Here is a 14,309-nt window from a genome sequence, read left to right as displayed (position 1 = left end):
ATAATGCTTATAAAATGCAAACAAAATTAAACACAATAGAAGAGGCCATCGCAGATATAAAAGCCGGTAAAGTAATTATTGTTGTAGATGATGAAAATAGAGAAAATGAGGGTGATTTTTTAACTGCCGCCGAAAATGCAACGCCCGAGATTATTAATTTTATGGCTACTTACGGCCGTGGTTTAATTTGCGCCCCCTTAACAGAAGAACGTTGTAAAGAGTTAAACCTCAGCCTCATGGTGGGTAAAAATACGGCAGCTTACGAAACTAATTTTACGGTTTCGGTAGATTTGGTTGGCCATGGCTGCACTACCGGAATTTCAGCAAGCGACCGCTCTAAAACGATGCTGGCTTTGGTTAATCCTAAAACCGACCCTGAAGAGTTGGGCAGACCAGGACATATTTTCCCGTTAATAGCCAAAGATGGTGGTGTCATCCGCCGTGCAGGGCATACAGAGGCTGCGGTAGATTTAGCCCGTTTGGCCGGTATGAAACCTGCTGGTTTATTGGTGGAAATTTTAAAGGAAGATGGCGAAATGGCCAGACTTCCTGATTTATTCAAAATTGCAGAGCAGCATCAGCTAAAAATCATATCCATTGAGGATTTAATCGCCTACCGTTTAAAGATAGACAGCTTGATTAAACAAGAGGTGAGCATCGATTTGCCTACCGCTTGGGGCAATTTTAAAATGACAGCTTATACCCAGTTAGATAATAATGCTACACATTTAGCTATTTCTAAAGGTGAATGGGATCTAAATGAACCCATTCTGGCCCGTGTACACAGTTCTTGTGTAACGGGTGATATCTTTGGATCCTGCCGTTGCGATTGCGGCCCTCAGTTGCATAAAGCATTAGAAATGATTGAAAAAGAAGGTAAAGGCATCGTGGTGTATATGAATCAGGAGGGTAGAGGTATAGGGCTGATTAATAAATTACGCTCTTATAACTTACAGGATGCTGGTTTTGATACGGTTGAAGCCAATATTAAACTGGGTTTTAAAGGAGATGAACGCGATTACGGTGTAGGAGCTCAAATCCTGCGATCGGAAGGCGTAACTAAAATGCGTTTAATGACCAATAACCCAACTAAAAGAGCAGGTTTAATTGGTTATGGCTTAGAAGTAGTAGAAAACATTCCGATTGAAATTGCAAGTAATGTACATAATGAACGTTATTTAACCACCAAAAGAGATAAAATGGGCCATTCGATCATGAAAGGATAATTGAATTTGGAGTTGAGGGTTTGGAGTTTTCCTGGCCTAAGCCTAAATGTAAAATTATAATAATAATAAAAGCCAATATTGAACCTCAGTTCGGTGTTGGCTTTTTTTAGTTAATGTCTTAAGAGGTGAATTAAGTGTCGATTAGTTTAATTAGTTTGTCACTCATGCAATCGTCCTTTCGACCGGAGAGAAACGGAGTGGAGAAATCCATATCAGTACGTTTTGCAATCATCAACTTATTAGGTAATAAAGCAGTTCTTCTGGTAAAGACTCTTCATTTCATTCAGAATGCAGCGTCTAAAACTAATTGTCATCCTGAACGCAGTGAAGGATCTTGATTTACCGGGAAATTAGCTTTATGGAAGTAACACTATTAGTGATGAACAAAGCCCTAATAAACCAATGACTAATGAACCAATGGAACCAAACTTACCTCCGCTGATTTCCCTTACTTTGATTAATAATGGCCTCTTTATTAATTGATTTGTTCGTTTTAACAGGGGGTTGGCCTTGTCTTCTTTTCAGGTTTCGACGGTAAGCACCGGAAATTTTCTGAACAAACTCCTTAAACGTATCGAATTGCTGGGTATACACCAAACCAAATGAGGTTACATTGGCAGTCGGACTGATCCCACTATTCAAGAATATACTTTGTTGAGTTGGTGGTTTATTTGCCGCCTTGGCTGTCAAACTACCATCTTTTTTGATCAGGAAAAGTGCCTCTACCTCTCTACCCACATTATTCCCGTTGGAGAAATCAATCACGGTAAAATCATTCGAACTGGTTCGGTCTACAATACCTGCATTGATAATTAAACGATCATTAAAAAACTTAAACGATGCATTGGCCTCACTTAGCGAACGTACGTTCAGGTCGACAAAATTTAGGTTTAACGAAGAAAGTACGTTGTTAAACTGATTAAACACTAATTCGGTAGCGGTACTGGTAGCCGTTGAACTCAACTGGTTGCCAATGGACTGTCCACCGTTTCCAGGGGCAAAACTTCTCCTGATGATTAAACTGAATGCCTGTAGGTTCAGGTTATTTTGATCACTGAAATAGGTCTGAAGCTCCTCTTTAATAGAAGGTTGTGAAGGGAAATCGATATCGAGCTTGATATCTGGTTTCAATAGTAAACCTGTTAAGCCCATTTCTACCTCGGTATTTACCCTTTGGTTGGCATTACTACTGGCATCGCGGTTTGCTGCTTTGTAGAGATCATTTAAACTTGCCCTCAAAGCGTACACTGCTTTCAGGTTAATCTGCGCGGCGGTAGGGTTACCCGTCCACCGGATGGTTCCACCTTGCCTGATCTCGAATTTTTTGTTGATGATCTCCTGCGCCGTAAAATCAAAACTTCCGGTCTCGATAATATAATCGCCAGACATTTCAAAATCGCCGATACTATTGATGTTTAAGCTTAGCTCGGCATTACCCTTGCCACTTAAATTACCCAGGGTAGTATATATGTTTGCTGTGGTGTTCGGATCGATAGTTAATTTGAAACTCAAGGTTAAACCCTCAAAGTTAGTTTTTTTCTTGACCACAACAGCCGAATCGCGGCTCACAAAATTAATGAAGTCCTTATCCGATACGGTTTCAGAACTGTTTAAAGGTAGGTTAAACACCGTTCCCTTTTCCGTTTTCGCCTTGATATCGATCTTCATGTTATCAGTAGGCCCGGTAAATGTAAATACACCTGTGCCATATGCCCGGCCATAATAAATGGAGTTGTCTTTCGTCGTGGTGTTTAAGGCCATAAAGCTGTTCGCATTTATCTTTATGCTCAGTGTAGGATTGTCGATGTTATTCAAATCTACGCTACCATTTGCGGTGGCCTCATGGTCTTCCAAATCCTTCAGTACAAAATCTTCGAGTTTAATTACACTGTTGTTTACCTCAACCTTATCGGTAATTACATAAGTGGTTTTAAGGTAGTTTACCATGAGTTGTCCCCGATCCAGGGATAACGTCCCATTAATTTCTGGCTTGTCTAACTTTCCCTTTATAGTTAAATCAGCGGAGATATTCCCTTTCAGATTAGATACCAGTTGTTTAACAAAAGGCTCTAATACGGTGAGCTTACTATCGTCCATTTTTACAGCAAGGTCTATTTCCTTTTCTTTAAGATCAAGACTTCCGGTCAGTCTAAAATTCTCCGAATTGTCGGCCTCAATACGGGTAAACACATTTAGTTTTTGGCTTTCATTGCTGTATGATGAGGTATCTGTCAGGTTACCAAGATAAATATCGTTAAAAGTTAATGAATCAACTTTTAGATCGTCGGTTACCCTAAGTGTTTTTAATATTCCAAATAAGTCGGTTTTCCCGTTTACGTTTCCAGCCAATTTAACTCCAAAGCCTTTGGTAAATGGATTAAGGGTTTTTAAACTAAAATCTTTAAATCCCACACTAATCAAATCTTTGGGGTCTTCAGAAATTAATCCATCAATAGTAACCTGTTGTTTTCCGTTGGTCAAATCGAAATTACTGATCTCAGTTTTACCATTGTTGAGTACGATGCGTACTTTCTCCTGGATACGCCATTCTTCATTGTTAATTTTTAAGATAGAGGGCAGCACGCTCAACCTTGCCGTAGTATCCTGGTTTTTGGTAAATTCTACCAATCCATTTAAATCGAGCTGATTATCTTCATCGGTATTAGACATCTTTACGTTGAAGGCCAAACTATCGTTCCGCAGGATATTGGAAATGTTTACGTCTTTAATAAACAGGCTGTCGTTAAGCTGTACCCGATCGGAAGTTACAATCAGTTGAAGTTGTTGTGTGGTGGTATTTTCGTCGAGGATGATGTTGTTTACCACTATACCATTGTATTTTAATTTCTTAACGAAGCCATTTAGCGTGGCGGTATTATTGCGCGAATCGAAATCTCCGGTTAAAGTAGCGCCTTCCTCCAGTTCCAGACCCGGCGCCAGGATCTGCGCAAGCGGTTCAAATTTTTTAATCTGTAGATTAAACTTAAAGATCTGCTTGTTGTATTTGATGATGTCGGCCTTTAAAGAGGGAACATACGTTTTGGCGATGGCCTTGTAATAGGATGCAATAGAATTTAAATCATATTCACCTCTAATACTGGCATCAAAAATATCCGACCGGATATCGAGTACGCGGTTTGCACCTGTTCCATTGGCCATCAACTGCACAGAATCTATACTGTAAATACCTTTAGGGTTTTGCAGCCTGATCTCCTGGATCAATAATTTGCCAGCAATGTTGTTCAGGTTGGTGCCCGAAAAATTGGTTGTAAATCTGGCATCCACCATTAAAGAATCTTTTAGTAGTTTTAAGGCCTTTAAACGGGCTTTGGATATGGTGGCATTAAAATTAAATACCGGTAATTTAGGATTCAGGTTAACGCCCCCGTCAAATACAAGTTTAACGTTACGATCGTTAATGCTCAGTTTACCATCAAAATATTTTTTATCGAAGGTGCCGTCAATCTTTACATTACGATACCTGTAGCGGTTAAAGTCGATGTAAGTTATATTGCCATTTATTTTCTCGGTTAAATCCCTCAGTTCTGTTCCCCGCCCTTTTACATATAATGAAGAACTGATGCGGCCAAGACTTTTTTCATCTAACAGATTGCCGATATTGAAGTCGTACGTTTTGACGTTTCCGGTGTAGGACGGAACCTCATTTTTATCGATTTTCATGTTCACATCAGAAACGATCCGTCCCAGTTTCGTTTTAAATTCTCCATATGCGATAAAGTCGTTCTGAAAACCGGTAAAACTTCCGTTAAAGTTGATATTGCCGAATTTATTTACAATCACCGGAACAATTTTCTTTTTACTGTTGGTAATTCCGGCCAGCACTTCATCCAGATCGGTTTTGTTTGTACCTGCCATCTCAATGTTCAGGTCCATAAAAGTTTCTTTCCATTTTGGCAGGCCCTTCAAAATAAAATCACCTTTAATATGCGTGGCCTTTCCGGTTTTTAAAGATAATTTTTTAGCTTTAAGGTTATTCACCAAACCCGTAATCTGACCATCAACATCCAGGTCGAGTTTCATGGTATTCATTTCAGGTGCGAAGAATGCGATATCCCTTGAGGTAATGTGGCTGTCTTTGAAGATGGCCTTCATCCGCACCTGATCTATATAATGGTTAAAATCTTTGAAGCTTTTAAACCGCATTTGGTAGTAGTTGGTTAAGCGGCTCTGATTGGTTTCGAGCAAGAGGTTTTTCAGCTCAATGGCATTACTGTCTACCGTGGTCTGGGCGGTTAAATTTTTTAGGTAAAATCCGCTACGTTCTTTAAAAGTTAAATTTTTGATGTTGGTTTTTAGCAAATGCTTTTTGGTATCCAATCCTTCAAAAATCCCGCTCAGTTCTTTCACGTTTACATTATCGAAGTTTACGCTTTTGCCCTGGATGGTATCTTTTGCATTATAATTAACGTACCTGAAGGCAAATTTGTTTAAAATAAGACGGCCAAGATTGACATCATAGGGCTTGCTTTTCTTTTTCTTTACCTTGGGTTTACCGGAATCGAAGTAATTGATGATAAAATCGAGATTAGATGACTTATCTTTGAAATCCTTTAGGAAGAATTGACCATCATTAATTTGAACGGTATTGATATCGATGATCTTTTTATCAATAGATAATCGGTTAATGTCGACCATAAATTGTGGCGTGCTTAATAAAGTGTCTTTTTGTAAATCCAAAACCAGTAAATCTTCCAGCACGATAGATTTAAATGGTTTGATATAAAGACTCTTGATTGATATGGTGGTATTAAGCTCTTTAGACAGGTATGCGGCAGCCCGCTGTGCAAAATAGGTTTGAACAGGTTTAAACTGTAGTGAAAAAATAAGAAGCGCAAGCAGCAAGATTATTGATGCAATTACCCAAAGGAGTATTTTAAATAGTTTTTTAATAATTTTGCAGCTTAAATATTAAATAATTTGTCTGTTATACTTGCTATCGAATCCTCTTGCGATGATACATCCGTTGCTATTTGTAACAACGGCAAAATTACTGCCAATGTTATTGCAAACCAAACAATTCATCAAAATTATGGTGGTGTTATACCTGAATTAGCTTCAAGGGTACATCAGCAAAATATTGTACCTGCTGTACAACAAGCGTTAATTAATGCGAAGGTTACAAAACAGGACATAAATGCTGTAGCTTTTACCCGAGGTCCCGGCCTTTTAGGGTCATTATTGGTTGGGGTTTCTTTTGCTAAATCTTTTGCATTAGCTTTAAATGTACCTTTAATTTCCGTTAATCATATGCATGCGCATATCCTGGCACATTTTATTGATGATCCTAAACCAAGCTTTCCTTTTATCTGTTTAACCGTTTCTGGTGGGCATACACAAATTGTACTGGTAAAAGATTATTTTGATATGGAAATTATAGGCGAAACATTGGATGACGCTGCCGGTGAAGCTTTTGATAAAACCGCCAAATTACTGGCTTTGCCATATCCTGGTGGTCCACTGATTGATAAGCATGCGCAGCAGGGCAATCCTTTGGCATTTAAATTTGCCGAACCTCAAATCGCCGATCTGAATTTTAGTTTCAGTGGTTTTAAAACTTCTATTCTTTATTTTATCAGGAAACAGGAACAACTGAACCCTGATTTTATTGCCGAAAATTTAGATGATATTTGTGCGTCGGTACAGCATAGTATCGTGCAGATTTTGCTAAACAAACTTAAAAGAGCAGCAAAACAATACGGAATTAATGAAATTGCTATTGCAGGAGGTGTTTCGGCAAACTCTGGTTTACGTAATGGCTTGCAACAAACTGCCGATGAACTGGGCTGGAAGATTTATATACCTGCTTTTCAGTATTGTACGGACAATGCGGGCATGATTGCCATTGCGGGTTACCACAAATACCTGAAGCAGGATTTTGTAGGGCAGGATGTTTCGCCAATGGCACGGATGGAGTTTTAATTAGATAGTTACCTGGTTAGTTGCTAAAATTGGTTAATCGACATTAAGCTTCAGATTCAGGGCTTGCTTCTTAGTCAGCTCCCTTGCTCGTCATTGTGAGTAGGAACAACGAAGCAATCCATTTAGGGATCGGAAATCAATAACAATCGCGTTGGTACGGCAAATTAACGATATGTGTCCCGTGGTTAACGACTATAAACAGCCACCGAAAACTGGCCAAGAAAATTATTTGAACTGAACTTACATATATGACTGGAGCATCATTAATATTTTGGATTATCTGCGCGATACCTTTAATCGGGCTGTTATACTGGTTAATCAGAAAAGATAAAAACAAACTAAAAGGAAGCTGGGGTGTAATCATCCTTGGGGTATTGGTTATTGCTGCACTTTTGGTTGTCGTTTATGTAACCAAAGATTTCAGCGCCATCTTTAGTCAGAATAATTAATACGGTTACAGTTATACTGAAGGTCAGCGCGACATTGACAAAAATGGAAATTTTAACGATGCAGTTGATATGTATTTTAATGGTCGACTTGTTTCAGTACCCAAAGTTACGGCTTCAGTTACCTATAGTCCGTTAAAGGTATTCGATTTAACGCCAAACTATACTGGTATCAATAATTCTCGCAATAGGTTTGAGAAAACAACAATGGGGTAAACAATGGCAATGAAGACGCTGTTAAAGCGTATCATTTGTTCAGCTTTGCAGGAATTTATCAGGTGAAGAAAAATACCAGACTTACCTTGGGTGTCGACCACTTTTTTACCAGGCTTATTTTCGGGCAGAGCGCAATGGTTTATGCAGCCTGGGTTTTATTCGAAAGGAAGGGGTACTTCGGTAAACTGTGGCTTTTCGGTTAGTTATTAGCCAGATTCTAAAATAAAAAAGCGTCCCCATGATAAATCTGGACGCTTTTCTATATTCATACTGAATTGATCAGGCTTATTTTTCTGCCAGATGCTCTCCAGTTACTTCAGTTTTGATCTTAGTCTCCAGTTCTTCCGCAAGCTCAGGGTTATCGCTTAACAATTGTTTTACCGCGTCCCTACCCTGGCCAAGTTTCGTATCTCCGTAAGAGAACCATGAACCCGCTTTTTTGATGATGCCAAAATCAACACCTAAGTCGATAATCTCCCCGTTTTTAGAAATACCTTCACCAAACATTACATCAAATTCTGCAATACGGAAAGGCGGAGCCACTTTATTTTTAACAATTTTTACTTTAACACGGTTACCAGAAACTTCGTCAGAATCTTTGATTTGAGAAATACGGCGGATATCCAAACGTACTGATGCATAAAATTTCAAGGCATTACCACCGGTTGTAGTTTCAGGGTTTCCGAACATTACGCCGATTTTATCACGTAATTGGTTGATAAAGATACAGCAACATCCGGTTTTTGAAATTGTTCCGGTTAATTTACGTAGGGCCTGGCTCATCAAACGGGCATGTAAACCCATTTTGCTGTCGCCCATTTCTCCCTCAATTTCACTTTTTGGAACCAAGGCTGCAACAGAGTCGATTACAATTACATCTATGGCGCCAGAACGGATTAGATTGTCGGCAATTTCCAGTGCCTGCTCTCCGTTATCGGGTTGAGAGATTAAAAGGTTGTCTGTATCTACGCCTAATTTCTTGGCATAGAACTGATCGAAAGCATGCTCCGCATCAATAAAAGCAGCGATACCACCTTTTTTCTGCGCTTCAGCAATGATGTGAGTAGCTAAAGTTGTTTTACCAGAAGATTCTGGTCCATAAATTTCAATAATACGGCCTTTCGGAATACCACCGATGCCTAAAGCAATATCTAAACTGATTGATCCGGTAGAAATATAATCTATCGGTTCAACAGCAGTATCGCCAAGTTTCATAATGGTACCTTTACCGTATGATTTCTCTAGTTTATCTAAAGTAAGTTGTAGTGCTTTTAATTTATCTGGATTTGCAGTGCTCATTTCTTTTTTCATTGATTTCGTAAATATAATTGATTATCGGCTAATATGCTAAATGTTTGATATTTATAATGCTAAAATATTTAGCTAATGTAAGGCTTTTTTAGCTAATGTCAATAGTAAATAAAAAATATTTTTAAGCTTTCAATTTATCTCTTTCGTTTTGGGCAGTAAAACGTTCAAAATACCTGCACATATAGGTGATTTCGCAGACATGACATTTGGGGTTTCGGGCTACACAAACGTAACGTCCGTGCAGAATAAGCCAGTGATGTGCAATATGGATGTCGTGTTCAGGCAGGTTTTTAACCAGATCCTTTTCAACTGCTAATGGCGTTTTGCCATTGGTTAAACCCAGGCGGTTGGCCACGCGGAAAACATGGGTATCAACGGCCATTGCCGGCGCATTGTAAATTACCGATGCAATTACATTGGCTGTTTTGCGTCCAACCCCAGGCATTTTTTGCAGGTCATTAACTTCTGAAGGAACTATATCATTAAATTCGTTCAGCAGCATGTTGGCCATACCCACCAGGTGTTTTGCCTTATTATTGGGATAGCTGATGCTCCTGATATAATCGAAAACAATATCTGGTGTAGCCTCGGCCAAAGCCCTTGCGTTAGGAAAGCGTTGAAAAAGGGCAGGAGTTACCATATTCACCCTCTTATCGGTACATTGTGCCGAAAGGATTACCGCTACTAAAAGCTGATAAGGATTATTATAATGTAACTCGGTTTCTGCATCAGGCTGCTTGGCCGAAAAATGTTCTACAAACAGTTTGTAGCGTTCTTTTTTAAGCATGTGCAAATATAGGTTAAAGATGGAAAATGTAACTGCCAAATTGGAAGAAGAGCATTTGGAACGGAAGAACTAAAAGATAAACTGTATTTGTCGCTATGAATGATCTAGGAACCTTTCAGTCCTGACCAGATTTGACGGGTAATGTAAAGACATTAATCAGTTCAGGATTGGGAGCGCAATTTGGTGCTAAGATTAAGGTTTTTCCTGTTTTCCGCTTTTACGCTTCGCTACCTCGTACCTCGTTGCTGCAGGGTAACGCTGCAACCAGGGCTAGGTGGGCAATACAGTATTTCATTTTTAGGGTTTGCAGGCGGCATAATCCCTTGTTTCTAAAGCCGATCAGATAGATATTGGATAAGCATGGGATATTGCTAAAGAGTTTCGCCGTTTTTGCTGTAACCTTTGTTAAATAAACCCGGTAGGAGTGTGTATCCCGATTTAAGCACGTGTTTATATTATACTTGGTGTGCTTGCTTGTTTCACAGGTTTCCATCGGGATAAAGCGGATAACGGGACTGCTGTTCCCGAAGAATCGCTGGACGTCCGTTTCCAAAAACAAAAAAAGATATGGTAAGTAACTGCTAGTATAGAAATGCCTTTATAATTGTTTTAATCCATTTAACTACCAACTGCTTAACACCAAACCCTTGCCCGATAGTAAGACTATAATTATATAAACATTTTCGGTAAAAGTGTAACATCTGAAAAGGCCATACCGCTAGTTTTGTTTAAAACTAAAACACAAAATGAAAACTTTAATTAAATTATGTACAATCCAGGTTATGGTACTAATTGCGGCTGGCAGTGTGTCAGCACAGCGAAAAGCAGCAGTGGTTAATCCTTTGCAGGCTTATTACGAAGTTAAAGATGCCTTAATCAGCAGCAATGCAAGCGTGGCTGGCACCAGGGCTATCACATTAATTAATGCGATAAAAGCCAATGAAAAAACTAACGCTTCGAAAGTATTGCGCGATAAAATATTATTTGATGCGGAGCACATTGCGGAGAGTAAAGATATCGAACATCAAAGAGATCATTTTACTTCTTTATCAACTGATTTTTATGCCTTGGCGAAAGTGGTAAAATTGAGCGATAAACCTGTTTATTATGCTTATTGTCCAATGAAAAAAAGCTATTGGCTAAGCGAAGGCGAGGTGATCAAAAATCCGTATTATGGTGATAAAATGTTAACCTGCGGTAAAGTTGCCGAAGTACTTAAATAAAACACACGCTACAAAATGAAGTTTATTTTAGTTTGTTGCCTGGCTATTTTGCCTTATAGTGCTGCTTTTGCCCAGCATCAGCATAACGAGGTAAAATCAGCCAGCCCCGAAAAAGCTCTCCGGCAAGCAAGCGCTGTTACAACTTTTAGCAAAAGCACGCTGCCCAAAGTGGTACGTTATGATTTGTACGTTGCCGATACAATAGTAACTTTTGGCGGTAAACCTAAGCATGCCATTGCGGTGAACGGGCAGATACCCATGCCAACGCTAACCTTTACCGAAGGCGATACCGCAGAAATACATGTGCACAATAAACTAAAAGAATCAACCTCGTTACATTGGCACGGGCTATTTTTGCCTAACCGATATGATGGCGTTCCTTACCTTACACAAATGCCCATCAAACCAAATGAGACCCATGTCTACCGTTTTCCGATCATACAGAACGGTACCCATTGGTACCATAGCCACTCTGGTTTGCAGGAGCAGATTGGCATGTATGGCGCGATGATTTTAAATAAAAGAAAGGAACCGGTTATACCCACCGTTCCTGTAGTTTTAAGTGAGTGGACCAATATGAAGCCTCATGAAGTGGACAGGCGGTTGCACAATGCGGACAATTGGTTCGCCATCAAAAAAGGTACAACGCAAAGTTATGCTGAAGCCATAAAAAATGGGCACTTTAAAACCAAACTCACCAACGAACTGAAACGGATGACTGCTATGGATGTGAGTGATGTGTATTATGACGCGTTTTTAGTAAATGGAAAAAAGCAGTACCAGGTGCCAAACAAACTGAAGGCAGGAGATCAGGTCAGGTTGCGTATTGCCAACGGCGGGGCATCCAGCTATTTTTGGCTCACCTATGCCGGTGGTAAAATAACCGTAGTGGCCAGTGATGGTAACGATGTGACGCCTGTTGAGGTAGATCGGCTGATGATTGCCGTATCTGAAACTTATGATGTAATAGTAACCATTCCTGAAAATAAAAGTTACGAATTTCTGGTCACGCCTGAAGACCGCACCGGATCGGCATCTCTTTGGCTGGGCAGCGGACAGCAGGTAGCTGCTCAGAAACTGCCCAGGCTGAAATATTTCGAAGGCATGAAAATGATGAACGAAATGATGGACATGAATGGTAATATGGTGCAGATGGATGGCATGAAGATGCAGAATCAGGCAATGGATATGAATGCCGTTATGTATTCTGAGCTGGATCTCAATGGTGGAGATACTGGTGTAGCTGATGCACATAAAGGTCATAATATGGGTGATAACGGTGGCATGAAAGTACCTCTCAAAACATTAAATTACGATATGCTGCGTGCACCCGAAAAAACGGTTCTCCCGAAAGCACCCACCCGGCAGATGGAGTTTCAGCTAACGGGCAATATGAACCGCTATGTTTGGACCCTGGATAACAAAACGATTTCCGAAACAGATAAAATCCTGATCAGAAAAGGCGAAAACCTGCGCATCATTTTATACAACAACAGTATGATGCGCCATCCCATGCACCTGCATGGGCACGATTTCAGGATAATTAATGCCCAGGGCGATTACGCACCTTTAAAAAATGTACTGGATATCTTGCCCATGGAACGCGATACCATTGAGTTTCGCGCTTCAGAAAGTGGCGATTGGTTTTTTCACTGCCATATTCTGTACCACATGATGAGCGGTATGGGGAGAATTTTTAGCTATGAAAATTCACCTTTGAACCCTGAAATTCCAAACCCCAAACTGGCACAGCGAAAACTTTTTGCCGATGACAGGATGTTCCATTTCATGGCCGAAAATAATTTTGCCAGTAATGGAAATGATGGTATGGCCATGCTGGCCAATACGCGCTGGCGTATCGGAACCGAGTGGCGCCTGGGCTATACCAAAATGCACGGCTTTGAAAACGAAACCCATATTGGCCGCTATATCGATCGGATGCAATGGTTAATGCCTTTTGTAGGTTTCGACTGGCGTTACCGGCAAATGGATATCACTAAGCAGGAAAGTAATATTTTTGGTCAGAAAAATACAAAGGACAAGAGAAGCATGTTTAGTTTGGGACTGGCCTATACCTTGCCTATGTTGGTTGTAGCACAGGCAGAAGTGTGCCATGATGGTAACGTGCGTTTGCAGTTGATGCGCGAAGATATACCGGTTTCTAAGCGTTTAAGGGCAAGTTTTATGGTAAACAGCGATAAGGAATTTATGGGCGGACTTAAATTTATTACCACCAAATATATGGGTATTTCTGCCCACTATGACAGCGATATGGGCTTTGGCGCAGGTTTGATCCTAAATTATTGATATATAAATTCCAAATTAATACCTGGTCATTTCTCCAAGTAGTTTATCGCATTCGGCAAAAGCATGATATAGATACTTATTGCGATGTTTTTCTCCCTGGCCGCTAAAGGAAACCGATTTCATCATCAGACCCTGCATCCATAGTTTGGTTTGCTTGCAATAAGCCGGGTCTTCGGTTCTTAAGTAGTTGAAATGGTGGATTGCCCGAGCCGCGTATCTCTGACCTTAGTATTTTAGCAGGGAAGAATTATACTTTTAACCGTTACCATTATCTGAGATTAGGTGCAGGCCTATCAATGGTTAATCAGATTAGTCGTGGCGCATTTTTGTATGATGATTGTGATCGGCCGGGAGGATGCCTGTTTGGCAATTATATATATGAAACAATCAGAAAGCGGTCGATTGGTTTGTCATTTGAAATAAAGTACGGTCTTTATCTGGATGGAACCACTGCAGTTACTGCTGGCTTTTCTGCAAACCTGAACAAAGTGGAGTATTTTTATGGGATATCGATGGGTTTGGCGTTGGGTAGGCTAAGAGATCAGGTAAGGCGAAAAAATTGAACTTCTGAGATTTGAACAGAGGAAATTAATTTCTGTGACGATATAGCAGTAAAAGCTTGGAAAGAATTAGGTTAGCTAATTTGAATGTTACAAAATTGCCTCAATAAAACAATATTTTAATTAGGTCTTAAATGGAGATGGTTTATGATATTTTGATAATAAATAGTCGTTCCTTAAAAAGTCATTGAACAAAGATTGTATGATATTTTGGTTGTTTGATGAATGTTTTTACGAGCTGAACAAAGCTTAAAAAAAGCGGCCAAAGATGATCTTTCCAGATATTCATGATC

9 protein-coding genes are annotated in these 14,309 nt (G+C 39.8%); 6 read left to right on the top strand and 3 right to left on the bottom strand.

Annotated elements, in window-relative coordinates:
- Positions 1-14 precede the first annotated feature (14 nt).
- On the top strand, positions 15-1,226 hold the full coding sequence (locus tag QZ738_RS06040) for a bifunctional 3,4-dihydroxy-2-butanone-4-phosphate synthase/GTP cyclohydrolase II (protein ID WP_293785656.1): 1,212 nt from the start codon (positions 15-17) through the stop codon (positions 1,224-1,226).
- A 429-nt stretch (positions 1,227-1,655) separates the two neighbouring features.
- On the opposite strand, the gene QZ738_RS06035 is transcribed toward QZ738_RS06040, so the two are convergent.
- On the bottom strand, positions 1,656-6,089 hold the full coding sequence (locus tag QZ738_RS06035) for a translocation/assembly module TamB domain-containing protein (protein ID WP_293785655.1): 4,434 nt from the start codon (positions 6,087-6,089) through the stop codon (positions 1,656-1,658).
- A gap of 75 nt (positions 6,090-6,164) precedes the next feature.
- Here QZ738_RS06035 and tsaD point away from each other — a divergent pair, with 75 nt between their 5' ends.
- Positions 6,165-7,166, top strand: coding sequence for a tRNA (adenosine(37)-N6)-threonylcarbamoyltransferase complex transferase subunit TsaD (gene tsaD, locus QZ738_RS06030; protein ID WP_293785654.1), 1,002 nt, complete (start codon positions 6,165-6,167; stop codon positions 7,164-7,166).
- 248 nt (positions 7,167-7,414) lie between these two features.
- Complete coding sequence (locus tag QZ738_RS06025; protein WP_293785653.1) at positions 7,415-7,615, top strand: hypothetical protein; 201 nt, start codon at positions 7,415-7,417, stop codon at positions 7,613-7,615.
- 498 nt (positions 7,616-8,113) lie between these two features.
- Here the strand turns inward: QZ738_RS06025 and recA are convergent, their stop codons facing one another.
- Both recA and nth read right to left on the bottom strand, forming a co-directional pair.
- Positions 8,114-9,127, bottom strand: a complete 1,014-nt coding sequence (recA, locus tag QZ738_RS06020; RefSeq protein WP_293785705.1) for a recombinase RecA — start codon at positions 9,125-9,127, stop codon at positions 8,114-8,116.
- Positions 9,128-9,260: 133 nt separating this feature from the next.
- A complete protein-coding gene (gene nth / locus QZ738_RS06015) occupies positions 9,261-9,926 on the bottom strand; it encodes an endonuclease III (protein WP_293785652.1) in 666 nt (221 codons plus the stop codon).
- Between the two features lie 746 nt (positions 9,927-10,672).
- Here nth and QZ738_RS06010 point away from each other — a divergent pair.
- The 3 genes from QZ738_RS06010 (at position 10,673) to QZ738_RS06000 (ending at position 14,019) form a co-directional block, all read left to right on the top strand.
- Positions 10,673-11,149, top strand: a complete 477-nt coding sequence (locus QZ738_RS06010; RefSeq protein WP_293785651.1) for a DUF3347 domain-containing protein — start codon at positions 10,673-10,675, stop codon at positions 11,147-11,149.
- A gap of 15 nt (positions 11,150-11,164) precedes the next feature.
- Complete coding sequence (locus QZ738_RS06005) at positions 11,165-13,456, top strand: multicopper oxidase domain-containing protein (RefSeq protein ID WP_293785650.1); 2,292 nt, start codon at positions 11,165-11,167, stop codon at positions 13,454-13,456.
- Between the two features lie 200 nt (positions 13,457-13,656).
- On the top strand, positions 13,657-14,019 hold the full coding sequence (locus QZ738_RS06000; protein WP_293785649.1) for a hypothetical protein: 363 nt from the start codon (positions 13,657-13,659) through the stop codon (positions 14,017-14,019).
- The last annotated feature ends 290 nt before the right edge of the window (positions 14,020-14,309 follow it).

Source organism: uncultured Pedobacter sp., assembly GCF_913776295.1.
Classification (GTDB): domain Bacteria; phylum Bacteroidota; class Bacteroidia; order Sphingobacteriales; family Sphingobacteriaceae; genus Pedobacter.
Note: the sequence above shows the minus strand (reverse complement) of the source record. Positions and strands in the feature narration are given on the sequence as shown.

Bases quoted from the DNA above. Each gene is read 5' to 3' on its own strand.
- QZ738_RS06025 (WP_293785653.1), top strand. From the start codon at position 7,415: ATGACTGGAGCATCATTAATATTTTGGATTATCTGCGCGATACCTTTA.
- recA (WP_293785705.1), bottom strand. From the start codon at position 9,127: ATGAGCACTGCAAATCCAGATAAATTAAAAGCACTACAACTTACTTTA.
- QZ738_RS06040 (WP_293785656.1), top strand. From the start codon at position 15: ATGCAAACAAAATTAAACACAATAGAAGAGGCCATCGCAGATATAAAA.
- nth (WP_293785652.1), bottom strand. From the start codon at position 9,926: ATGCTTAAAAAAGAACGCTACAAACTGTTTGTAGAACATTTTTCGGCC.
- QZ738_RS06005 (WP_293785650.1), top strand. From the start codon at position 11,165: ATGAAGTTTATTTTAGTTTGTTGCCTGGCTATTTTGCCTTATAGTGCT.
- QZ738_RS06010 (WP_293785651.1), top strand. From the start codon at position 10,673: ATGAAAACTTTAATTAAATTATGTACAATCCAGGTTATGGTACTAATT.